21 protein-coding genes are annotated in these 22544 nt (G+C 71.6%); 13 read left to right on the top strand and 8 right to left on the bottom strand.

Annotated elements, in window-relative coordinates:
* Window positions 1-114: 114 nt before the first annotated feature.
* Window positions 115-360, bottom strand: coding sequence for a hypothetical protein (locus tag AB0K00_RS43410; protein ID WP_363534048.1), 246 nt, complete (start codon window positions 358-360; stop codon window positions 115-117).
* Between AB0K00_RS43410 and AB0K00_RS43405 the strand changes: the two genes are divergently transcribed.
* A complete protein-coding gene (locus AB0K00_RS43405) occupies window positions 347-691 on the top strand; it encodes a hypothetical protein (protein ID WP_363534045.1) in 345 nt (114 codons plus the stop codon). The genes AB0K00_RS43410 and AB0K00_RS43405 overlap by 14 nt on opposite strands.
* 46 nt (window positions 692-737) lie before the next feature.
* Here AB0K00_RS43405 and AB0K00_RS43400 read toward each other — a convergent pair whose 3' ends face one another.
* Window positions 738-3434: a glycoside hydrolase family 9 protein gene (locus AB0K00_RS43400; protein WP_363534042.1), complete on the bottom strand. Its 2697-nt coding sequence runs from the start codon at window positions 3432-3434 to the stop codon at window positions 738-740.
* A 147-nt stretch (window positions 3435-3581) separates the two neighbouring features.
* Between AB0K00_RS43400 and AB0K00_RS43395 the strand changes: the two genes are divergently transcribed.
* From AB0K00_RS43395 to AB0K00_RS43370, 6 genes are all read left to right on the top strand, one after another.
* Window positions 3582-4682, top strand: a complete 1101-nt coding sequence (locus AB0K00_RS43395) for an endonuclease/exonuclease/phosphatase family protein (RefSeq protein ID WP_363534039.1) — start codon at window positions 3582-3584, stop codon at window positions 4680-4682.
* 228 nt (window positions 4683-4910) lie between these two features.
* Window positions 4911-6128: a ricin-type beta-trefoil lectin domain protein gene (locus AB0K00_RS43390; RefSeq protein WP_363534036.1), complete on the top strand. Its 1218-nt coding sequence runs from the start codon at window positions 4911-4913 to the stop codon at window positions 6126-6128.
* 214 nt (window positions 6129-6342) lie between these two features.
* Window positions 6343-7134, top strand: a complete 792-nt coding sequence (locus tag AB0K00_RS43385; RefSeq protein ID WP_363534033.1) for a hypothetical protein — start codon at window positions 6343-6345, stop codon at window positions 7132-7134.
* Between the two features lie 208 nt (window positions 7135-7342).
* Entirely contained in the window at window positions 7343-8299 is a 957-nt protein-coding gene (locus AB0K00_RS43380) for a hypothetical protein (RefSeq protein ID WP_363534030.1), read from the top strand.
* Window positions 8296-8790 carry a hypothetical protein gene (locus AB0K00_RS43375; RefSeq protein ID WP_363534027.1) on the top strand — a complete coding sequence of 165 codons (495 nt, stop codon included), beginning with the start codon at window positions 8296-8298 and terminating at the stop codon, window positions 8788-8790. The genes AB0K00_RS43380 and AB0K00_RS43375 overlap by 4 nt, the downstream gene beginning before the upstream one ends.
* Complete coding sequence (locus tag AB0K00_RS43370; RefSeq protein ID WP_363534024.1) at window positions 8787-10727, top strand: DNA recombination protein RecN; 1941 nt, start codon at window positions 8787-8789, stop codon at window positions 10725-10727. The genes AB0K00_RS43375 and AB0K00_RS43370 overlap by 4 nt, the downstream gene beginning before the upstream one ends.
* A 63-nt stretch (window positions 10728-10790) precedes the next feature.
* Here AB0K00_RS43370 and AB0K00_RS43365 read toward each other — a convergent pair whose 3' ends face one another.
* Window positions 10791-12818, bottom strand: a complete 2028-nt coding sequence (locus tag AB0K00_RS43365) for a glycerophosphodiester phosphodiesterase family protein (RefSeq protein WP_363534021.1) — start codon at window positions 12816-12818, stop codon at window positions 10791-10793.
* A 225-nt stretch (window positions 12819-13043) separates the two neighbouring features.
* The gene (locus tag AB0K00_RS43360) at window positions 13044-13499 is read right to left on the bottom strand and encodes a MarR family transcriptional regulator (protein ID WP_363534018.1); all 456 of its coding nucleotides are present in this window, start codon (window positions 13497-13499) and stop codon (window positions 13044-13046) included.
* Between the two features lie 29 nt (window positions 13500-13528).
* Between AB0K00_RS43360 and AB0K00_RS43355 the strand changes: the two genes are divergently transcribed.
* Window positions 13529-13987 (top strand): cupin domain-containing protein, encoded by a 459-nt coding sequence (locus tag AB0K00_RS43355; protein ID WP_363534016.1) that lies wholly within the window; start codon window positions 13529-13531, stop codon window positions 13985-13987.
* On the opposite strand, the gene AB0K00_RS43350 is transcribed toward AB0K00_RS43355, so the two are convergent.
* Both AB0K00_RS43350 and AB0K00_RS43345 read right to left on the bottom strand, forming a co-directional pair.
* Window positions 13977-14450, bottom strand: a complete 474-nt coding sequence (locus AB0K00_RS43350) for a TIGR00725 family protein (protein WP_363534013.1) — start codon at window positions 14448-14450, stop codon at window positions 13977-13979. The genes AB0K00_RS43355 and AB0K00_RS43350 overlap by 11 nt on opposite strands.
* A gap of 77 nt (window positions 14451-14527) precedes the next feature.
* Window positions 14528-15193, bottom strand: coding sequence for a TetR/AcrR family transcriptional regulator (locus tag AB0K00_RS43345; protein WP_363534010.1), 666 nt, complete (start codon window positions 15191-15193; stop codon window positions 14528-14530).
* 56 nt (window positions 15194-15249) lie between these two features.
* Here AB0K00_RS43345 and AB0K00_RS43340 point away from each other — a divergent pair, with 56 nt between their 5' ends.
* The 3 genes from AB0K00_RS43340 to AB0K00_RS43330 all read left to right on the top strand — a co-directional run bounded on the left by AB0K00_RS43340 (window position 15250) and on the right by AB0K00_RS43330 (window position 18372).
* The gene (locus tag AB0K00_RS43340; RefSeq protein WP_363534007.1) at window positions 15250-16089 is read left to right on the top strand and encodes an alpha/beta hydrolase; all 840 of its coding nucleotides are present in this window, start codon (window positions 15250-15252) and stop codon (window positions 16087-16089) included.
* An 89-nt stretch (window positions 16090-16178) separates the two neighbouring features.
* A complete protein-coding gene (locus AB0K00_RS43335; protein ID WP_363534004.1) occupies window positions 16179-17375 on the top strand; it encodes a Clp protease N-terminal domain-containing protein in 1197 nt (398 codons plus the stop codon).
* Window positions 17376-17403: 28 nt separating this feature from the next.
* On the top strand, window positions 17404-18372 hold the full coding sequence (locus AB0K00_RS43330) for a hypothetical protein (RefSeq protein WP_363534001.1): 969 nt from the start codon (window positions 17404-17406) through the stop codon (window positions 18370-18372).
* Here AB0K00_RS43330 and AB0K00_RS43325 read toward each other — a convergent pair.
* The gene (locus tag AB0K00_RS43325; RefSeq protein ID WP_363533998.1) at window positions 18293-19213 is read right to left on the bottom strand and encodes a TIGR04222 domain-containing membrane protein; all 921 of its coding nucleotides are present in this window, start codon (window positions 19211-19213) and stop codon (window positions 18293-18295) included. The two genes, AB0K00_RS43330 and AB0K00_RS43325, sit on opposite strands and share 80 nt — an antisense overlap.
* Window positions 19214-19232: 19 nt before the next feature.
* Entirely contained in the window at window positions 19233-20876 is a 1644-nt protein-coding gene (locus AB0K00_RS43320) for a hypothetical protein (RefSeq protein WP_363533995.1), read from the bottom strand.
* 257 nt (window positions 20877-21133) lie between these two features.
* On the opposite strand from AB0K00_RS43320, the gene fxsA reads away from it, so the two are divergent.
* Window positions 21134-21304 carry an FxSxx-COOH cyclophane-containing RiPP peptide gene (gene fxsA, locus AB0K00_RS43315; RefSeq protein WP_363533992.1) on the top strand — a complete coding sequence of 57 codons (171 nt, stop codon included), beginning with the start codon at window positions 21134-21136 and terminating at the stop codon, window positions 21302-21304.
* A 10-nt stretch (window positions 21305-21314) separates the two neighbouring features.
* Window positions 21315-22499 (top strand): FxsB family cyclophane-forming radical SAM/SPASM peptide maturase, encoded by a 1185-nt coding sequence (locus AB0K00_RS43310; protein ID WP_363533989.1) that lies wholly within the window; start codon window positions 21315-21317, stop codon window positions 22497-22499.
* Window positions 22500-22544: the final 45 nt, after the last annotated feature.

The raw sequence follows: 22544 nt of genomic DNA, 5'->3' as shown, positions 1-22544 counted from the left end.
GCCCGGGCGCTCCACGGCCGCCGCACCCTCCCCCATCGACGCCGACCGGAGAAAAGCCGACCGGAGAGAGAAGCGCCCGGCCGAGGGACGGTCCACGCCGACCGGCCGGAGCCGCTACGCTCGCGGCGTGTTGATCAAGGGATTGGCGCCGGGGCTGCTGATCGCGTCGTGCTGCCTGACCGCGTGCACCGGCGCAGGAGAGACGGCGGCGGCACCGGGATCGCCGGCACCGCGGCCGTCGCGGTCCACGGTGAGCCCGCCCGCGTCGCCGGCGGCCACGTCGCCGCCCGTGACCCGCAGCCCGTCACCGGTGCGGCGGGCGGCGACGGTCCGGTCGATCCGGTCGGTGCCCGAGCGCATCGACCCGTTCGCCTGCGCGCCGCCCGCCCCGGAACGCCCCGAGATCATCGCCGACGTCGACCCCGGCGACTACCGGCCGGCCGAGCTCACGGTCAGCGCCGAATACGTGAGCGCCGCGGCGGGCGCCACGTATCAGGGCACCGCGCCGATGCGGTACGACACCGCCCGCAAGGCCTTCGTCGTCGTGCTGCCGCCGGTCAGCAGGGCGAACCTGGGTGAGCAGTCGCGGGCCGGCGTCAGCGTCGTCGTCCGGGTCGCGCCGGCCGCCGACCAGGGGCCGCCGCCCACGCATCTCCTTCCCGTCGCCAGTCTCTGCCTGACCGGCCCGTAGCCGGCGCCGGCCACCGCAAGGGGCGGCCGGCGTCGTGAGGCGCGGGTCAGGTGCAGGTGGTGCCGTTGACGGTGAACACCGCCGGGTTGGCGTTGGTCCCGGTGTAGGAGCCGTTGAAGCCGAGGCTGACGGTGCCGCCGGCAGGGACCGCGCCGTTCCAGGTCTCGTTGGTGACGGTGACCGTCGCACCGGTCTGCGACCAGCGGCCGGACCAGCCCTGCGTGACGCGCTGGTCGCCGGGGAACGTGAACGTCATCGTCCACGACGTCCACGCGGCGGGCCCGTTGTTGGTGAGCGTGACGCTGCCGGTGAACCCGGTGCTCCAGCTGTTCGCCGAGTACGCGACCCGGCAGCCACCCGTGGGCGTCGGCAGGGTTCGTACCGTGACCGCCGCGGAGAACCCGGAGAACTGTCCCGCGGTGTCCTTGGCGCGGACCATGAGCACGTATTCGGTGTTCGGGGTCAACCCGGTCAGGACCGTGGACGGCCCCGTGCTGCTGCCGAGGATCGACAGCGCGTCGCCCTGCTGGCGGACGATCTCATAGCCGGCGATGCCGTGGTCGTCGGTGGCGGCGGGCCACGTCAAGGTCATGCCCGTGGCCGTCACCGCCGACGCGACCGGGGTTCCCGGCGCCGTCGGCCGGGCGTCCGCGGGCGGGTCGGCGGTGGTGACGGTGACCGGCGCCGACGCGGCCGAGGTGAGCCCGGCGCCGTTGCGGGCCGCGACCGTGAACGTGTACGCCGTGGCGGCGCTCAGCCCGGTCAGCGACGCCGACGCGGTCGTGGGGGTCGCGACGACCGTCGACGTGCCACCGGACACCCGGCGCACCTCGTAGCCGGTGACGCCGCTCTCCGCGTCGCTGGACGCCGCCCACGTCAGGCGCAGCGTGGTCGCGGCGACGTCCGACGCGACCGGCGTGCCCGGCACGGTCGGCGGGGTCGTGTCCGGCGGCAGGATCGTGCCGGTGTGCTCGGCGGCCCAGCTGGCCAGGGACGCGAGGGCCGAGTTCCAGTTGATGGCGACCTCGTTCACGGAGTACGCGCCGATGTCGTCGACGAAACACTTCTGCGCCTTGCAGCCGGCCAGCTGCGCCTGCGCGACCGGGTCCTGCAGGCCGCTGTTCGGGCCGCCGGACAGCGACCCGGGCGGCGCGGTCGGCAGCGACGCGTCGGACTGGTTGGCCCAGAACCGGTGGTGCACGTTGCGGACCGCCTTCTCGCCGTAGCCGGCGACGTAGGACTGGTTCAGCGGGTTGCGGCCCAGCAGGTAGTCGAGGGCCTGGAACGCGCCGGCACGGTACTTGGCGAGGCCGGTGAAGTCGTGCGCGAGGCCGAGGACGGCGGCGTTGTTGGCGATCTGCCCGTCGGAGCCCCAGTTGTAGGTGGTGCCGCCGTTCGGCGCCGGGTAGCCCTGCGCCGCCATCTGGCTCAGCAGGCCGTCGGCGAACGACGCGAACCTCGCCCGGGTCGCCGCGATGTCCGCGGCGGGCAGGCCGTTCGGGACGAGCGCGAGGGTGGTGTCGCCGAGCCCGGCGACCCAGCCCCAGTCGTAGCCGCGCTGGTTGAACCCGGCGCCCTTGTACAGGGCCGATCCGGTCACGTCGGTGCGGTAGGACGCGCCGCCGGTCGTCGTGTACAGCTCCGCCGCCGCCCAGTAGAACTCGTCGGTGACTCCTGCGTCGTCGTACGCGCCGCCGCCGGTGCTGTCGGTGCCGCTGGCGAGGCGGTTCGGGTTCGCCTTCGCCGCCGCGTACGCCTTCTGGGCCGCGGTCAGCGCGCGGGCGGAGAACGCCGGGTCGATGGTGCGCCAGATCCGGGCCGCCTGCGCGGCGACGGCGGCGAGGTTGAGGGTGGCGGCGGTGCTCACCGGCGACAGCAGGCGCCGCTGCGGGTCGGCCTCCGGGCGCATCGGCAGCCCGGTCCAGTTCTCGTCGTGGATCTTGTGGTGGACCATGCCGGCGTCGGTACGCCCGTCCGGCACCTGCATCCGCAGCAGGAACTCGACCTCCCACCGCGCCTCGTCCAGCACGTCCGGGACGCCGTTGGCGCGCTCCGGGATGGCGAGGGTGCCGTCGCCGAGCGCCGCGGGGTCGCTGCTGCGCTCGTAGATGTTCAGCAGCTGCCATGCCGCGATGCCACCGTTGACGACGTACTTGCCGTGGTCGCCCGCGTCGTACCAGCCGCCGCGCACGTCCAGGGAGTAGCCGCAGTTCGTGCGGCACGGCACGGACGTGTCGCCCTGGTTCGGCGCGACGCCGACGTGCCCGGCGGGCCGGGCGTAGCGGCTGCCGACGTACTGCGACTCGATCGCGATGCCGCTGCGCTGGTGGTAGAAGAACGCGAGCGAGTCGTAGCGCAGCTGCTTGACCGGCGCGGCGGAGATGTCGAACGGGTAGCTGTCCGCGCCGCCGGCCGACAGCACGTAACCACTGCCCGGGGTGTCGTAGCCGGAGAAGTCCGCGACGTGCACGGTGTCGCCGGACAGCGCGTCGGCGCCCTTCACGCTCGTCTGTCCACTTGCGACGGTCGCGCCCGCGCTGTTGCGCAACGTCCAGGCGATCGGCGCGGTGGCGGCGCTGACCACGGTCGCCTGCTTCGGCAGCCCCGGCACGTAGGCGACCTGGTTGACCTTGACCGGCGACCCCGGGTCCGGTGCGGCGGCGGCCGGTGGCACGGACACGGCCAACCCCAGCAGCGCCCCGGCCGCGACGATCGCCACGGTACGGCGTGAGCTTCGGCTCATCGAGCATCCTCCTGCGGAGACGGTGCCGGCGCTGGCGGGCACCGGCGTGCCGGACCGTAGGCGGGGCCTCGACACGCTGTAAAGCTCGCTCGATATTGCGAAGCGTCGAACGGGCCAGGGCCATGTAACTTACGGTCGGGGGGTCGGATGCGGATCGCGAGCTACAACGTCGAGAACCTGTTCAACCGGGCCAAGGCCCTCGACCAGCGCACCTGGGCGGCCGGCCGACCGACCCTGGAGGCGTTCCAGCAGGTGTGCGAGCTGCTGGAGGAGCCGGTGTACACCGACGAGGTCAAGCACGACATCCTGCGCGAGCTGCACCGGCTGGGGCTGCGCAACGGCGACACGGCGAAGTTCGCGCGGCTGCGGCAGAACCGTGGCCGGCTCGTGGTGCGCCGCCGCACCGGCGTCGTCGAGGTTGTCGCCGGCGGGCGGGCCGACTGGATCGGCTGGGTGGAGCTGACCACCGACCGGGTCGACGAGCTGGCGCTGCTGAACACCGCGCGGGTCATCCTCGACGTGGACGCCGACATCCTCGGCGTCATCGAGGCGGAGAGCCGCCTGGCGTTGAAGCGGTTCGCCGAGGGCGGCCTCAACGGCGTCTACGAGCACTTCATGGTCGTGGACGGCAACGACGAGCGCGGCATCGACGTCGGCGTCATGTCCACGCGGGCGTTCCCGCCGATCGGGCAGCGGACCCACGTCGACGACGCCGACGAGCACGGCCGCATCTTCAGCCGCGACTGCGCCGAGTACCACTTCCGGCTCCCCGGCGGGCAGGTCCTCGCGGTGCTGGTCAACCACCTCAAGAGCAAGGGCTACGGCGGGAAGGTCGCCTCCGACGCGCGCCGCCGCCGGCAGGCCGCCCGGGTCGCGGACATCTACCGCGCCCAGGACACCGCGTTCGTCGCCGTGGTCGGCGACCTCAACGACACCCCGGCGAGCGAGCCCCTCGCCCCGCTGCTGACCGGCACCGACCTGCGCGACGTGAGCACCCACCCGGGCTTCGAGGACGGCGGGCGCCCCGGCACGTACGGATACTGCACCGCCCTGAACAAGCTGGACTACGTGCTGCTGTCCCCCGCCCTGTTCGCCGCGACGACGGGCGGCGGCATCCTGCGCAAGGGCGTGTGGGGCGGTCGCCGCGGCGGGCTGTGGCCGATCTACGAGACCATGACGAAGCCCGTGCACGCCGGCTCCGACCACGCCGCCATCTACGCCGACATCGACCTGGCCCGGCTCCGCTGACCAGCAGCCCGGCAACAACGTGCACATCCAGGTCTTAATTCAAGTCTCGTATTGACGCACTATCCGCGTGGGCATAGCCTGCGGTGGATCTGTTAAGAGACCTCACAGATCGGTCGCCCTGCCGTCCCCACCCGGCCGGCAGGCGAGGTTCCCGCCCGCCACGGAACCCCCACCCCCAGCATCCGACGTGGTCCATGGCGGGTTACATTCGCCCAGAAGGGACCTGCATTGCGCAAACTCAAGACCTTGGCCGCCGCCGTGGTCGCCGCCACGGCCATCGCGGCCGGTGTGGTCGTCGTGTCCAGCCAGATCGCCGCGGAGGCCGCGGTGGTCTGGGCCGAGGAGTTCAACGGCGCGGCCAGACAGGGCGTCGACACCTCGCGGTGGAACTTCGACACCGGTGGCGGTGGCTTCGGCAACCAGGAGCTCCAGTACTACAACAGCGGCACCAGCAATGTGTACCAGGACGGCCAGGGCAACCTGGTGATCGAGGCCCGCCGGGAGAGCGGCGGCCGCACCTGCTGGTACGGCACGTGCCAGTGGACGTCCGGCCGGATCCAGACCGCCGGGAAGTTCACCCAGCAGTACGGTCGCATCGAAGCCAGGGCGCAGGTGCCGAAGGGCACCGGACTCTGGCCGGCGTTCTGGATGCTCGGCGGCGGCAACTGGCCCACCGACGGCGAGATCGACATCCTGGAGAACGTCGGACGCGACCCGAACACGATCTACGGCACGCTGCACGGCCCGGGCTACTCCGGTGGCAACGCGGTCGGCGGCACCCGCAACCTCGGCCAGCCGGTCGGCGACGCGTTCCACGTGTTCGCGATCGACTGGTCGCCGAACCTGATCGTCTGGACGGTCGACGGTTCGGAGTACTTCCGGGCCACCCCGGCCAGCCTGCGCGGCAACCGGTGGGTCTACGACCACCCGTTCTTCATCATCCTCAACCTGGCCGTCGGCGGGAACTTCCCCGGCAGCCCCAGCGGCAGCACCCCGTCGGTCAACCGGTTCCTGATCGACTACGTCCGCGTCAGCACGTCGGGCACGACGCCGCCGACCGGCGGCACGAACGCCCTGCGCGGCACCGGCAGCGGCCGCTGCATCGACATCCCCAGCGCCAACCCGGCAGACGGAGCCCGGCTCCAGATCTGGGACTGCAACGGCTCCGGCGCACAACAGTGGACGATCGGCTCGGACGGCACCATCCGCGCACTCGGCAAGTGCATGGACGCCGCCGCGGCCGGCACCGCCAACGGCACGGCGATCCAACTGTGGACGTGCAACGGCAGCAACGCGCAACGGTTCACCGTCAGCGCCGCCGGCGACATCGTCAACGTCGCCGCCAACAAGTGCGTCGACGTGGTCGGACGCGGCACCGCCAACGGTTCGCAACTGCAACTGTGGGACTGCTCCGGCGGGACCAACCAGAAATGGACCCGGGTCTGACCTGCTGACCTGTTCACCCTGCGGGCCCCGCGTCACTGTGACGCGGGGCCCGTGGCCTGCGCGACACGGATCGACGACTGTGCCCTGACAGGTCACCCTCGGCACCGATCGGAGGATGTCGGGCATTTCCCCGTCCCATAGATTATTTCGCGGTAGATCCGCCGCGATCAATCAGGGGGAGATCAGATTGACCAGGATCGTCGGGGTTCACGGGGTGGGGAACTTCGACAGGTACGCGTCGACCCAGGACGCGGCGGCGGACCTGGCGTGGATCTGGCAACGGGCGCTGCTGGAGCACGTGCCGGAAGGCACGGTCGACGTACGCATTGCCTACTACGCCGACCAGTTGCGAGCGACGCCGACACTGGCCGCCGCGGTCGGTCAGCAATTGGGTGACGCCAATGCCGAACAGCTGGTGGCGTGGGCCGACGCGCTCGGCGCGCCGCCCGAGGTGGCCCAGGGACACGGGACGGCGCCGCTGCGGCAGTTCGTGGATTGGCTGGCCGGGCGCAGGGGGCTCGACAACGCGCTGGTCCGGTTCTTCGTCAACAAGTTCCTGAGCGAGGTCGACCGGTACCTGGGCGACCAGGAGTCGGCGACCCGGCTCGAGGTGCGCCGCATCGTCGAGCAGACGCTGGAACAGCACCAGCCGGATGTCGTGATCGCGCACTCGCTCGGCTCCGTCGTCGCCTACGAGGCGCTGATCGCACGGCCCGACCTGCACGTCGACCTGTTCGTCACCATCGGGTCGCCGCTCGCGCTCGACACCATCGTGTACGACCGGCTGCTGCGCGACGGCGACGACACCCCGAGCCGCCGGCCGAACGTCCGCAGCTGGATCAACGTCTCCGACGTCGGCGACGTGGTGGCGGTGCCCCGCAGCTTCGCGTCCCGGTTCGACGTCGACACCGAGCACGAGGAGAGCCTCGGGCTGACGTCGATGCACGACGCCGTCGACTACCTCAGGACCAAGACGATCGGCGGGATCGTCGCGGCGGCTGGGTAAGCCCTCCGACCGGACCGGACCAGCCCCGAGCGGCGAGTTGCGGCAGCGTGACCGCACTGCGCTGGTCACCCGTTCAGGCGACCAACAACCGGTGAAAAGTCTGCGAATACCGCGCTCTTGGTAGCGGATCTGTAGCGGTACGTGACAACCTGGAAGTCGCGAAGATCAATGGGGGTCGGACGCTGCGGCGCGAGCGGGAGGAGGGGCGATGACCGCGACTGCGGCCGCGATGAACCTTGCCTCCGGCGAGCCTCCGATCAACTTCGCGGCGCATCAGCTGCGTGCCGGCAACATCGCCGGGGCGCGCGACGACTTCGAGCAGATGCTGGCGATGCTGCTCGCGGCGATCTACCCGGGTGCCCGGGCGATCACCGCCAACCCCGGCGACTGGGGCATCGACATCCTGCTCGGTGAGCTGTCCGGGCTCGTCGTCATCTGGCAGTCGAAGTACTTCTGGCCGGTCGTCGGCCGTTCGCAGCAGGGGCAGATCCGCGAGTCGTTCGACTCCGCGCTCGCCGCGGCCGACCGCAACGGCTACCGGCTCAGCCAGTGGGTGCTGTGCGTCCCGGCGAGCATGGACCCGCAGACCGCGCAGTGGTGGGACAACTGGCGGGCCCGGCGGCAGCGCGAGACCGGCGTCGCGATCGAGCTGTGGCACGAGAACGTGCTCCGCAACCACCTCATCCGGCCGGACTGCGCGCACGTGCGGCGGCACTTCTACGACCCGTACGTGCCGGCGCAGACCCAACGGGCACCGGTGCGGGACCTCGGTGCGGACGACGACGCCGACCTCGACCGGGCGCTGTTCGTGCGGCAGCTGCGTGCGGCCGGGCACGTCGAGCTCGGGGCGGCGAAACGGGAGTACTTCAACGCCGAGCTCCTCGCCCGTGAGGTGCTCGACAAGCGGATCCCGATGGAGGTCGCGGCGCTGAGCGAGGCCGACGGTGTCGTGCACGGCATCTGGGAGGCGCGCTTCAACGCGATGGCCGTCGCCGGCGACCCGCGGCTGCCCGGGCTGCACGCCGACGTCATGCGGGAGATCCGGGAGTCCGGGGTGTTCCCGATGCAGCTTCGGGCCGGGCCGGTGCACCGGTGCGGGCTGATGCACCGCGTGGTGGAGGACCGCCGCGCCGGCTGGGTCAGGCACTGGCGGGAGGTCGCGTGACGCCCGAGGACGTTTCGGTGTTCCGGCAGGCGCGGGTCCTGCTGGTGCTGCAGTGCGCCGGGGAGCCGCTGGACGTCGAGCACCTGGGCGTGTACGACTTCCTCGCCGCACATCCGCTGCTGCTGGCCCGGGCCGAGGACGACCCGGACCGCACCGCGCTGCGCCTCGCCGGGTTCGACGACCGGGCCGTCGCCTACGCCAGCCCGGCGCAGCGGTTCGTGACCGCGCAGCTGCAGCTGGCCGGCGACCTCGCCGCGCTGGTGGGGCGCGGGCTCGTCCAGGTCACGGCCACCGGCCGGGTGACTTATCAGCTGACCCCGGAGGGCGCGAGCATGGCCGCTCGATTCACTGCGATGTATGCTCAGCTGTACCGCACAGCGGCTCGCATCGTCATCCGCCGCCTCCGTCGCCTGAGCACGCGGAGGCTGCGTGAAGGCCTGCGGCAGTGGCTCCTTCCGGCTCCTTCGTCCGCGCTGAAGGACCTGACATGATTGGTTTGCGAGCACACGGCATCCGGCTCAGGCGGCTGCGCCTGCACAGCGGCGACCGGACCTATGACGTCGACTTCCGGGCCCCCGACGACGCGCCGCGCCCGCTGTCCGTGCTCGCCGGGGCGTTCAGCACCGGCAAGACCACGATCCTCGAGTTCGTCGACTACTGCCTCGGCGCGTCCGATCATCCGCGGCACCCGGAGATCATGCCGAAGGTGCGGGCGGCCACGCTCGAGGTCGAGCTGTCCGGGTCGCCGTATCTCATCGAGCGGGCGGTCGGCGAGCCGTCGATGTTCGCCTACGTGCGCGCCGGGCGCCTCGACGAGCCGGGCGCGACGCCACCGGTACGCCGGCCGCTGCGACCGGCAAGTCATCCGGAGAGCCTGTCCACGCTGCTGCTGTCGCACTGCAAACTCGAGGGCGTCCGGCTGCGCGACACGCTCGGCCAGCAGCAGCCCGGCGGCGTGGACACGGACCCGTTGAGCTTCCGCGACCTGATGTGGCTGTGCTTCCTGCCCAATGAACGCCTCGACGACAAGGACCTGCTGTTCCGCAGCGTGCCGATGAAGCACCTGAAGCTGCGGCAGGTGGTCGACGTCGTGTTCGACGTCCACGACGATCATTCCGTGGAGATCGGCCGGCGGATCCGGGCGGTGGAGTCCGAGCTGTCGGCGGCGCGGGCGGCGTACCGGGCGGCGGAGCAGATCGTCGAGGAGCAGCACGTCGGCGACCGGGACGACCTGGAGGCCCTGCACCGCACCGCGAAGGACGAGCTGGCCGCGTGCGCGCAGGCCCTCGCCGCGCTGGACGCGCAGGCCCGCGCCGACACCATGTTCGCCGAGGAGCTGCGCGAGCGGCACCGCGGCGCGGCCGTGGCGGCCCGCCGCACCGCGACGGAACTGCGGGACCGGGAGACCCAGCTGCAGCGGATGCTGACGCTGCACGGCAGCTACGCCGACGACGTCGCGAAGTGGACGATGCTGGCCGAGGCGGACCATCTGTTCGAGCCGATGCGGGTGTCGGCGTGCCCGTCGTGCCTGGCGCCGCTGGCCGGCGGGGAGGAGCGCTGCCCCGCCTGCCAGCTGCCGATCACCGACGGCGGCTCCGTCGACGTGACCGCCGAGCTGCGCTCCGCCAAGACCCGCCTCGCCGAGCTCAACCGATACGTGGAGGAGCTGCAGGAGCAGCTGCCACGGTTACGGGACGCGGCGGAACGCGCGCAGCAGGGCGAGGCCCGCGCCGCCGCGGAGGTCGACGAGGCGACGGCACACACGATCACCCCGTTCCTCGCGCAGCGCGACGCCCTTGCGCGGCGGCGGGAGGAGGCGGCCGCGACGCTGCAACGGGCGCTCAGCGGGCTGCGGCTGGTGCAGAGCCTGGAGCGGCGCGCCGCCGGCATCCTGCACCAGATGGACCAGGTCGCCGCCTACCGCGAGGAGCTCGCCGCGGCCGGCCCGCAGGCGCGCCGCGCGGACCGCACCGCCGTGGTGCGCCGGGTCAGCGCGCGGTACCGCGAGATCCTGCAGGAGTGGCGGTATCCGAAGCTCGCCGACGCGTACCTCGCCGAGGACCTGACGCCGTACATGCGCGGCGAGCCCTACACGGCGGCGTCCTCCGGCGGGCGGACCCTGATCGCGCTCGCGTGGCAGCTCGCGCTGTTCGAGGTCGCGTGGGAGTCCCGGTCGTCGCATCCGGGGTTCCTGATGCTGGACAGCCCGCAGAAGAACCTCGGCGTCGCCGGCGACCTCGCCGACAGCCTCACCATCGAACGCATCTATCAGCACCTGGAGCAGTGGCTGGCCGGCCGCGGCGTCGGCGCGCAGATCGTGGTCGCCGACAACGCCCCACCACCGGCGGCGGCCGACGACGTGGTCGTGCGGTTCTCCCGCCGGCCGGAGCAGCCGCCGTACGGCCTCATCGACGACGAGACCAGCTGAGCTCGACCTCGTCGACGGCGCCCGGTGGGGCGGCGATCTGTCTGCCGCCGCCCCACCGGATCGTCAGCGCAGGCCGGCCCGCCGGGCCACCGCGATCAGCTTCTCCGGGTCGTCGGAGATGATGCCGTCGACGCCGAGTGCGATGACCCGGTCCATCGTCACTTCGTCGTCCACGGTGTACGGAACGACCTTGAGCCCGTCCCTGCGGTGCAGCACGTCGACTGCGGGACCGTGGAAGTAGGACGGGTCCTGCCGCAGGTACCAGTCATCGGACACCACGGTGCCCTGGGCCGGGTCGTGCACCTGCCAGTTCGCCGAGACGGTCGACGCGCCGCTGGCCTTGACGAGCTTGCCGAGGTCGCGGAACTTCCACCAGTCCAGCGTGCCGGTCCAGGGGCTCTTCACCTTCGGGTCGCCGTACACGGCCTGCAGCGAGCACTCGTCGGCGAGCGTGGCGCACTCCTTCGGCCCGTACTGCCAGACCAGCGCGACCGTCTCGATGCGCGGGTCGAGCTTGCGGGACAGCTGGATCGTGCGCCAGTCGAACGACTGGATCGTGACCCGCCGCGCGAACCCGGCCCGGCCGATGGCGGTGACGAGCCGGATCGTGAACACCCAGTACGGCTCGGTGTCGGCGACCGTCGGGCTGATCTTCGTCTCGATGTTCATCCGGATGTCGTCGCGACCGCTGGACTTCACCAGCGCGAAGAGCTCGTCCAGGGTCGGGATGCGTTCGCCGGGCGCGGACGCGTTGCCGCAGTCGATCGTCTTCACCTGGGCGAGGGTCAGGTCCTTGATGTTCTTGTCCACGTACGGGTACAGCGGGTCGCCGGGGCGCACCGGCGCGGTGTCGCGGCAGTGCGCGCCGTTGATCGCCCGGTCGTGGCTGACGACGAGGACGCCGTCCCTCGTCACGCCCGTGTCGAGCTCCAGGGTGGAGATGTCGGCGTTGCCCAGCGAGTTGCGGAACGCGGCGAGGGTGTTCTCCGGCCGGGTCGCCTTGCCGCCGCGGTGCGCCTGCACGTCGAACGGCGACTTCGTCCCGCGCGGCAGCGCGAAGCCCCGCTGCGCGGCGACGGTCCGCAGCCGGTCGGGGTAGTCGGTGATGAGCCCGTCGATGCCGTCGTCGATGAGCTTGTTCATCGTCGCCGGGTCGTCGACCGTCCACGGCACGACCTTGATGCCGTTGGCGTGCGCGTGCTGCACCATGGCCTTGGTGACGTACGGCTCGTAACCGGGGTCGGTGACCTTGCCGTTCTGCGGGAAGCCGTGCACTGGCGAGAACGCGACCACGCCGAGCGTCTTGACCGCGGCGATCGGGTCGCCGCCGAAGTCGTCGATGTCGATGCCGCCCAGCCACGGCGACGCCCCCGGCTGCCCGGTCTGCAGGAAGTCACGGTTGGTCAGCGCGACCAGCCCGAGCCGCGGCTCGACCTCCCGCATCCGCTTGAGCGCGCCCCAGTCGAAGCTCTGGATGGTGACCCGGCGCAGCAGCCCGGCGGCCCGGATCTCCTTCACGGCGACCTGGACGAACTGCTCGCGGGGAGCGGTCTCCTGCGGCGCGCCGGCCTCGACCTTCGTCTCCAGGTTGAACGTGACGTCGTCGTTGCCGTACCGGGCGACGAGGTCGAACACCTCGTGCAGCAACGGGATCCGCGAGCCGGGCGTCAGCACCTGGCCGGGGAAGTCGGGCAGCGCCTTGCTGCCGCAGTCCAGCGTGCGGACCTGCGCGAGGGTGAGGTCCTTCACGAACTTGCCGACGTACGGGAACTCCGGGTCGCCCGCCGTCGCCGGTGCCGTGTCGGCGCACTTCGCCCCGGTCACCCGCCGGTCGTGGGTGACGACGGCCTGACCGTCCTCGGTGATCTGGATGTCGAGCTCGAGGGTGGTGACGCCGAGCCGCAGGGCGTTGCCGAACGAGCTCAGTGTGCTCTCGCTGCGCAGGCCGAGACCGCCGCGGTGAGCCTGGATGTCGAAGGACGCGGGCCGCCGGTGCGCCTGTGCGGCCGCCGGCCCCACGAGCGGTGCGGTGAGCAGGCCGGCACCGACCGCGGCACTGAGCGCGGCGGCCGACCATCGAGACATGGACATACCGCGCACGTTGCCAACCCGAGGCGGCGCGGACCGGGGCACCTGTTGGCGCCTTCGTGAACGCCGGGCATACAGGCAACCCGGTTCCGCCGGTCCGGCCGGCCCGCACGGTCCGGAATACTGCGTTGATGGAGGACGGCGAGGAGCCGCTGACCGGTGGCCGCATGACCGACGGCATCGTCCGTCGCGGTGACCGGCGCCGGTCCGTGCGCCGCCCCGGGCGGGCTACGCCAGCTCGCGGCGCAGGGTCTCGAGGTCCTCGTGCAGCGCGCGGAGGCGGTCGGCGCCGAGCGCGGCGGTGATGCGCTGCTCGACCTCGGGGACCAGCGCCTGCGCGATGCCGACCACCTCGCGGCCCTTGGCGGTCGGCAGGACGAGCTTGGCCCGGCGGTCGTTCGGGTCGGGGACGCGGGTGACGTATCCGTGGGTCTCCAGGTGCGCGACCAGCTCCGCCATCGCTTGCTTGGTCATCTGCGCCCGTTCGGCGAGCAGGCTGACGGTCGTGCCGGCGTCGTCGAGGTACTGGAAGACCGCGCTGTGCGACGCCCGCACGGCGCCGTGGCCGCGCTCGGCGAGCCGGTCGATCACCAGGTCGTTGAGCAGCACGAACAGCTCACGCAGCAGCACCGCGAGGTTGTCCGGCCGCGGCCGGCCGCCGGTGATCGGCACTCGGGTTGACATTCGACAGGCCACCTGTCTATCTTCGGAATATGGACAAGCTACCTGTCGATCGTGCCACAGCCGAGTGCCTGCGGATGGGCACGGACCAGATCACGATTCTCTCGACCTGCGCCCAGACCGGCGGCGCCCTGTTCGCCGTCGAGGTCCGGATGGCCCCGGGCGGCGGCCCACCGGTGATGCACCGGCACGCACCGGGCGAGGTGTACCACGTCATCGAGGGCGAGTTCACCTTCTACGTCGCCGACGGCGGCGGGCCGGCCCGCCGGGTCACGGCCGGTGCGGGTGACGTCGTCCCCCTTGCCGGCAACACCCCGCACACCGTGCGCAACGAGTCGACCGCAGACGCCGTCGCGTTCGTCGTCCACGCGCCGGGCGCGCCGATGGAAGGCTTCAGCCGCGCCGTGGCCGCGCTCGCCTCGCCGGACATGGAGACAGTGCTGAAAGTGGCCGCAGACAACGGCATCGAGCTGTTGGGCCCTATCGGCTGATCGCCTGCAGTACCCACGAAACAGCCGCCTCGGCGGTGTCGACCGTCGGGTAGGACGGCCCGTCCTCCGGACCGGCGACCGTCCAGCTGCCGACCGCGACGAGCGGCCTGCCGAGGCGCATCGCGAAGCCGATCTCGCTCAGCGTCCCCCATCCCCCGCCGACCGCGACGAGCCCGTCCACGGTCCTGGCGACGAGCCCGTTGCGCAGCTCCCCCATGCCGGTCGGCAGCGCGACCGTCAGATACGGGTTGCCGTCGGCCCGGTCCGAGCCCGGCAGCAGCCCGACGGTGAGGCCGCCGCGCTCGTGCGCGCCCCGGCAGGACGCCTGCATCACGCCGCCGCGCCCGCCGGAGACGACGACGGCGCCCGCCTCCGCCAGCAGCGCGCCGACCCGCTCCGCGACCCGCTCCTGCTTCGGCGTGGCCTGCCCGGCCCCGATCACCGCCACATACGGCCCATGCACCACCCGAAGATACCGGCGGTGCGGGCGGCGTGGTCACGGCTTCCCGAGGATCGCCGTCGTGTCACTGCTTCGTTGTGTCACTGCTTCGTTGTGTCGGCGATGAGGGCGGCGCTGAGCAGCTCGCCGATGCGCTGCTGCCACTCGTCGAGGGTCCAGCCGCAGACCTCGCTGAACTGCAGGTAGGTCTCGACGTTGCCGATGACGAACGCGATGTCGACGGCCTGCTCGACGCCCAGGCCCGGCTTGAGGGCGCCGCGGGCGGCGAGCAGCTGCACGAAGAAGCCGTGGGCGGTGCGGATCTGCTGCTGGTTGGTGTCCCACTGCGCGGCGAGCTCGGGGTCGGTGCCCGTCGCGCCGCGCACGACCCGCATGAGCGAGGCGACCCGCTCGACGATGGCGCGGCTGGTCACCATCCACAGCTCGACGATCCGCTGGGGGTCGGTCTCCCGCTGGATCTGCTCGACCCACGGCCGCTCCAGCAGCGCGACCTGCTCGTCGTCGCCGACCGCGGCCACGTCGAGCGCCTCTTTGAGCAGGGTGCGCTTGTTGCCGAAGTGGAAGAACACCGTCTGCACGGCGACACCGGCCCGCTCGGCCACCTGGTCGAGCCGGGTCGCGCCGTAGCCGAGGGCGATGAACTGCTCGGCCGCCGCCGCGATGATGCGCCGCCGGGTCGCCCGGGCCTGCTCGGCCCGCGTCGGTCGGCTGTCGGCTTTCTTCGGTTGCTTGACAGGCCCGCTCATCCGCTAGAGCCTACTCTAGTCAGTCACTAGAGCTGACTCTAGCGAAGGAAACCATCATGATCGAGAACTGCCACCTCGCCGGCGCCGACCTGGCCTACACCGACTCCGGCGGCCCCGGCGAGCCGGTCCTGCTGATCCACGCCGGCGTGTTCGCCGACTGGTTCGTGCCGATGGCCACCGCGCCGGCCCTCGACGGGCACCGCGTCATCCGCCTGATCCGCGCCGGATACACCGGCACACCGGCGCCCGCCGGGCTGACCGTCGCCGACCACGCCGGTCACGCCGCCGAACTGCTGCGCCGGCTGGACACCGGCCCGGCCCACGTCGTGGGCCACTCGTCGGGCTCGGTGATCGCGCTCCAACTCGCCCTCGACCACCCCGACCTCGTCCGCACGCTCTGCCTGAGCGAGGCACCGCTGATCGACGGCCTCACCGATCCGGCCGACCACGAGGCACTGCACGCCGCACTGGGCCCCGCGATCGGCGCGGCGATGGGCGCCACCGCCCGCGGCGACCGGCCGGCCGCGTTCGACGCCTTCATGGCCGCCGTCTGCGGCCCGGACTACCGCCGGGTGATGACCGACGCGCTCGGCGCGGACGCGGTCGAGGAGGCCGTGCGCCGCAGCGGCTACTTCTTCACCGACGAGCTGCCCGCAATGCACCCCTGGACCTTCGACCCGACGCGACTGACCGCGCCGGTGCTCCTGGTGCAGGGCGGCGCGAGCTCGCCGGCGGTACACCGGATGACCGCCTACCTGGCAGCGCTGATCCCGGATGCCACGACCACCACGATCTACGGGGTGAACCATCTGCTGCCGTTGACCGCACCGGCCGAGCTGGCCCGCGTGGTCGCCATCTTCACCCGCCGGGCCACCACCCTGGCCGCGTCGAAGTAGCCACCGCTCCGCCCGCCGTCGATGCGTATCGGCGGCGGGCGTCGTCGCTCGTTCCGGGTGCCTTGTTCGCCGCGGCGATACTCGAGGACATGGGCACGGTGGGTGTACGCCCGGGCGCCAGCCTGGTCGGGACGCTGACCGCCGCGTACCGGCGGGCGGTCCGCGACGGGCGGCCGGTGGTCAGCTCTGCGGGAGTGCTCCGCCACGGCGCGATACGGGTACCCGAGCTGCCCGGATATCCGCCGCCGTGGTCGCGTGACTGGCGGCAGGACGTGGAACCGGTGGACGACGACCCGCCGGCCCAGCGGTCCCGGCTGTTTCCCGCGTTCGACCAGCAGGTGGAGCTGTTCGCCGAGGGCGCGCTGCGGGAGGCCGCCTACCACGGCGGTCCGGGCGACTGCGCGTTCTCCCCGCTGGTCGGCCACGCGGTCTACGAGGCCGTCCACGAGGCGAGCCGCCGCGACGGGGTCCCAGCCGGGGTCCGTCACCTGCTCGGCGCGGTGTTCGCCGTGCCCGGCAACGCCGCCGCCAAGCTCGCCGGGACGATGTGGGTGACCGGCCACGGCAGCTTCCCCCTCGACCGGCGGTCGCCCGCGTACCGCGGCGGTGACGACCCACCCGACTGGGCCGTGCAGACACTGAAGGCGTTCAAGGTGCTGCCGGCGACGTCGCCTCGCGCCCTGCGACTGCCCTGGACGGCGGCCGCGGCCATGAGCACGTACTTCCTGGCACGCCGCCCGTTTCTGCGCCACGGCGCCCGCTACGGTCACCCCATCCCGATGCTGATCGAGGCCGACGCGCACGAACAGGCGGTCCGCCTCGGCCACGCCCGGACCGGCACCGCCGCGGTGCTGCTGAGCATCCTGGAACTGCACGAGCAGCTCCACGCCGCCGGCGCGGTGCTGCCGGAGCCGGTCGCCCGGCACAACACCGCCGGTCAGGTCCTGCGCGAGCACAACATCACCCTGCTCGCCGCCACCACCGCCGCGGCCCTCTCCCCCGCCGCACCGCAGGACGTCGCGGAACCGGCCGCGATACCGACCAGAGGATGGTCCTCGGCATCGAAAACCCGCCGCCTGGATCCCGGCGCCCTGTTGGCGCTGCGTTCGGCGAGCGTGCAAGCCTGGCAGGCCGGTGCACCCTTCGCCGGCACGACACACCTGCTGGCCGGCATCCTGCGAGACAGCGACGGCCCCGCCGCCCGCCTCCTGCGCGACCTCGACGCCGACCCCGACGCGATCGCCGCGCAGGTCCGCCCCGACCATGGCCGTGACGCCCGGGGATAACCGCTGGAGCGCCGGGTAGTGTCCCGCGGTGAACGCACGGAACAGCGAACCAACCGTCGGGATCACCCCGAACCTGTTCGGCATCGCGTACGGCCTGACCGGCCTGGCCGGCTGCTGGGGCTACGCCGCGCTGCTGCACTTCGCGCCCGCGCTCGTCTCCGACATCCTGTGCGTCCTGGCCGCCGTCGTCTGGCTGACGCTCCTCATCAGCTACGCCTCGCAGGTGCCGCGCCGACCAGGCGGCTGGCACGCCGAACTGACCCACCCGGTGCTGGGACCGTTCGTCTCGCTGATCCCGATCGTCGGCATGCTGCTGTCCATCGGCCTGATGCGGCACGAACGCGCGGCGGGTCAGTGGCTGTTCGGCGTATTCGCCGTCGTCACGGTCGTGCTGGCCGGGTGGCTGACCGGCCAATGGATCTCCGGCGGCCTCGACCTGGACAAGCTGCACCCCGGGTACGTGCTGCCCGCCGTCGCCGGCGGACTCATCGCCGCCATCGGCGCGTCCCTCGCCGGCTGGACCGGCCTCGCCCGGGTGTTCTTCGGCCTCGGCGTGGTGTCGTGGCTCGTCATCGAGTCGATGATCCTGGCCCGGCTGTACTTCCGCCCCCCGCTCCCACCACAGCTGCAACCCACCCTGGCGATCCAGGCGGCCCCACCCGCCCTCGCCGGCCTGGCGTACCTGGCCGTCAGCCACAACAAGGTCGACGCCGTGACCTTCGGCCTCGCCGGCTACACCCTCCTGGCCGCGCTCATCCAGCTCCGGCTCGTCGGCGTGTACCGCCACCTGCACTTCAACTCAGGATTCTGGGCGTACGCCTTCCCCTATGCTGCGGTCGCCACCTTCACGCTGCACTGGGTCGCCTACGCCCACCCGCCGGGCTACCGGATCTGGGCGTGGATCGTCATCCTGGCGATCACCGCGTTCGTCGTCGCCCTCGCCGCCGAGACGACGGCGGCCCTCGCCCGGCACCGCTTCCTGCCGCAGCTGCGCTGACCGTTTCAGCCGGTGCCGCAGCCGCCGCTGCCACAGCTGGAGTCGTTGCTGTCCTGGTAACCACTGTCGCCGCCGTATCCACCGCGCCCCTGGTGGCGTGCTGCTCCGCCACGTTCGCGGCGCCGGCGAAGGCCGGATCGGCGGTCCACAGGGCAGCGGTACCGAACAGCCCAACGGCGAGCGTGGCGGCGGCCGGCCCGTTGACGGTCAACGAGGGGTTGTGCCGGGGCGCGAGGGCGGCGTACCGGCGGCGCAGGTCGTGAACCAGCCGGTTGGCGCCCCGGGTGCGGATCTGCGCCCGGCTGGCCACCACGACGCTCAGGATCAGTGCGAGTATCGCGCAGACCAAGGTGAGCATGGTGCGCAGGTTGGCCGCCAGCGCCGCACTGTCATCGCTGGGCAGGTTCAACGCGAAGCGCGCCCCACCGAACAACGCCAGCACGAACAACGGCACCGTGGTCAGTCCCATCGCCCAGCGCCGCCCCCGCGACAGCAGCACACCCTGACCACGAAGCTGATCGGCGGCGCGGTCGAGCTCGGCACGGACAGCGGGATGGGTCGGCAGCACGGCGACCGGCATCCCGCCCTGGACCGCATGATGAATGGCGGAGGCGAGCCCGCCCGCGCCGCGTGGCAGCGGGCCGCTGGCGTAGATCTTGCCGTCGGCCGCGCGGACACTGCCGGCACTGCGCAGCGCCGTGACCGCCGCGTACACGGCCTGCCGCGGGCCGCCGGTCAGGTAGGCGACGTGCTCGGGAGCCGGTTCGCGGTCCCCGGCCCGGCCGCCCCCGCTGCGCAGCACGGCCCGCAGCAGCAGCGCGATCAGCCACGCGAGCAGCACGGCCGCCGCAGACCCACCGTCAGGGCAGGCGCAGCTCCTCGATCACCTCGGCGAGGCGGTCAACCTCGGGCGCTGGGCCGTTGTGCAGCCGGACGACAGCGACCAGGGTCTGCCAGGGCCGCAGGTGCGGCCGGGCCTCCAGCACCGAAATGAGGTCGAGCACCCGGGTGCGGAGATTGTCGCCACCGGCGTGCGAGACCGCGGTTCTCACCGGCATCGGCAGGTCCCTGATGATGCGGTCGAGGTGGCCGTGGCTGTCAATGAACGGCACGCTGAACAGCACATCCACAATGACTGCTCGCTGAGCGGCGTCCAGCGGGTCGGGTTGCTGCGAAGCGGTCAAGGGCTGGCCGCCGCTGGCTGGCCGGTGACTCGCATTGGCGTGGACGTGGTCGTCCGCCGGTCTGCGTTGGTTGGGAAGGGCGTCGTGGTCGTGGCCGTTCGGGCGGGCGATCGGTTCGGCCGTCTTGCGCTGCGGCGGCGCGCTCCGCGTCGGTGGCGACGCCGGATCGGCGAGGTACCGGGTGATAGCGCACGCGGCGAGCTTGAAGTACCACCAGGGCGCGTCCGCGTCGCTGCCATGGTCGCGTGGCACGAACATGAGCGCGCAGGCGGTCAACGCCAGCAGCCGTTCGACCCGCCAGTCGTCGCCGCGGTCGTCCGGCCCGTACCAGTCCAAACCGCCGCGGCGGACGCCGTCGATCGCACCGAGCAGCACTGGCGGCACGCCCACCGACGGTTCGCCGTCCACCAGCGCGTCGATGAGCTTGCGGCGGACCGGAGGGGTCAGTGTCGGCAGATACAGGTTGACGACCGAGAGCAACAGATGCAGCGGGTCGCGGGCCAGGGGCCCGTCGGACTCGAAGGTGGTCAGATCGATCAGGCGGAACGCCTCGACGCCTCCGGCGGTGGACGACTGGGGCACGATGACGTTGTCGACGTGCAGGTCCCCGTGGGTCAGGCCGGTTGTCAGCGGTACCCGCAGGTGCTCGACCATCGGGTGCGAGTGCAGCACCGCGATCGGGTTGACCAGCGCCTCGTCGATCTTGGGATGTGCCAGGCGCAGACCCTTTGCAGCCCAGATCGCCGGCTCTCGCTCCAGCCATTGCTGGAGGCGATGAGTGGGCCGGAGGCGATAGCCCAACAGGCGCTCGAGATGTTCGCCGGGCTTCACCGAAGTCACGTCGACCTGAGCGTGCGGCCCCGGAGCGTTCCAGCCGCCGAGTACCGAGGCAACCACGGCACGGCAGGCCGCGCCGAGCTCGGGCGCCGCGCCCCACGCACGCAGCGTTGTGTGGTCGTCGAGGCTTCCGCTGGCGATGCGCTGGAACATCAGCGAGCCGCCGTTTTGCAGCACGATCGGATCGAAGAGAAGCTCGACGAGGTGATCGGACCGGAACGGTTCTGGCGAAACGGCGAGCGCCCGATCGTGCGCGCCCGGCTCCCGGTTGGGGCCATCGGCGTCGGCCGGGCAGTACTTCAGGATCGCATTGCGCACCTGCCCGCGGTCGCGCACGCGGACCGGCACCAGGATCGCGCCACTCAGCCCACCGCTCAGCGCCGAACGGCCGATGGATTCCACCTTGCGATTGGTGGACTGCTGCCATAATGCCAGCATCGAGAAGACGGACTCACCGAGAAGCGTCCGCAGCGATGCCGTCATGCACCGGCCCTTTCCACGCCGTTTTTCCTGTTCAAATGAGGCGTCCCGACCGCACTGGCACAGCCGTCGCACGTCGGCGGCCAAGGCGCCTCGGAAATTGAACGCAAGGCGATCATAGACAATTCGAAGCGGTGAGCGGTATCGACGGGGGGCTGAACAGCATGGAGTATTATTTCCATGACCGTGGATGGAGGTTGGTCGCGCGCCGGTACGGTCGTACGATGACGAGGCATCCCGCGCGATCGCCGGAGGCAAATGTGGATCAACCCGCCGACGACACCGAGTCGCCCCTCGCGGATATCAGCTCCGAACCCCTCGACGTAATCCGCCGCCTCGACGATGCCGTGCTGGCACACAGCCTGCGGCGCATCCTCGACGAGATCGAGCACGGTCAGGAGACCACCGCCGGATTCCAGTCCAGCATCTAGGGCATCGACAATGGGCTCGGCATCCGAGACTCCGCTGCCCGACTCGAACCCGGCGAGCCGACCGGTGTCCGCATTGCGCCAGTTCATCCTGAAAATTGCAAGCCGATGCGATCTAGCGTGTGACTACTGCTACGTGTACCGCATGGCCGACTCGTCGTGGTCCAGCCAGCCGCGGACCATGAGCCCGCGCATCCTGCACCGCACCGCACAGCGGATCGGCGAGCATGCGGGGGCGCATGGCCTGGACGCGGTGTCCGTCGTCTTCCATGGCGGCGAACCGTTGCTCGCGGGAGAGGCGTACATCGCCCAGGCGGCGCGCGCCCTGCGCGCGTCGCTGCCCGACACCGTCGCCCTGGACCTGCGGGTACAGACCCACGCCGGGCTGCTTGACGAGCGGCTCCTGACCGTCCTGGCAGAGCACGGCATCGCCGTCGGGATCAGTCTGGACGGCGCGCGCGAGCACCATGACCGGCATCGACTGCGGGTTGACGGCACGGGCTCCTACGACCGGACCGCGGCGGGTCTGCGGTTGCTCACCGAGGGCGACTACCGGCACCTGTTTTCCGGCCTGCTATGTGTCGTTGACCTGGCCAACGACCCCGTAGAGGTGTACGAGGCCTTGCTCGCTTTCGCCCCGCCAGCGGTTGATTTCCTTCTGCCGCATGGCAACTGGTCGAACCCGCCGCCGGGTCGCGCACCGTCACCCGACGCCCCCTACGGTGCGTGGCTCGTCGCCGCCTTTGACCGGTGGTACAGCGCCCCACGGCAGGAAACCGCCGTCCGCCTCTTCCAGGAGGTAATTCACCTGCACCTGGGCGGGCAGAGCGTCTCCGAGCAGGTCGGCCTCAGCCCGGTCGCGTTCGTGGTTGTCGACACCGACGGGGCGCTGCAGCAGGTGGACACCCTCAAGTCGGTCCGGCCCGGGGGCCCGGCCACCGGAATGCATGTCGACACCCACACGATGGACGACGTCCTCGCCCATCCCGACATCCAGGCCCGCCAGCTCGGCCTCGCAGGTCTGTGCGGCACCTGCCGCGACTGCCGCGTCGTCCGGGTCTGCGGCGGCGGCGCGTATGTCCACCGGTACCACCCGGACAACGGGTTCGCGAACCCGTCCGTTTACTGCCTCGACCTCCAGCACCTCATCACCCACGTCATGGCCAGAGTCGACGCTGATCTGGGGCGACGCCCGTGACCGCGGTGTTCGACATCCCGTCGGCCGCGTACACCGCACTCGCCG

It is taken from the genome of Dactylosporangium sp. NPDC049525 (assembly GCF_040676755.1).
Classification (GTDB): Bacteria; Actinomycetota; Actinomycetes; order Mycobacteriales; family Micromonosporaceae; genus Dactylosporangium.
Note: the sequence above shows the minus strand (reverse complement) of the source record. Positions and strands in the feature narration are given on the sequence as shown.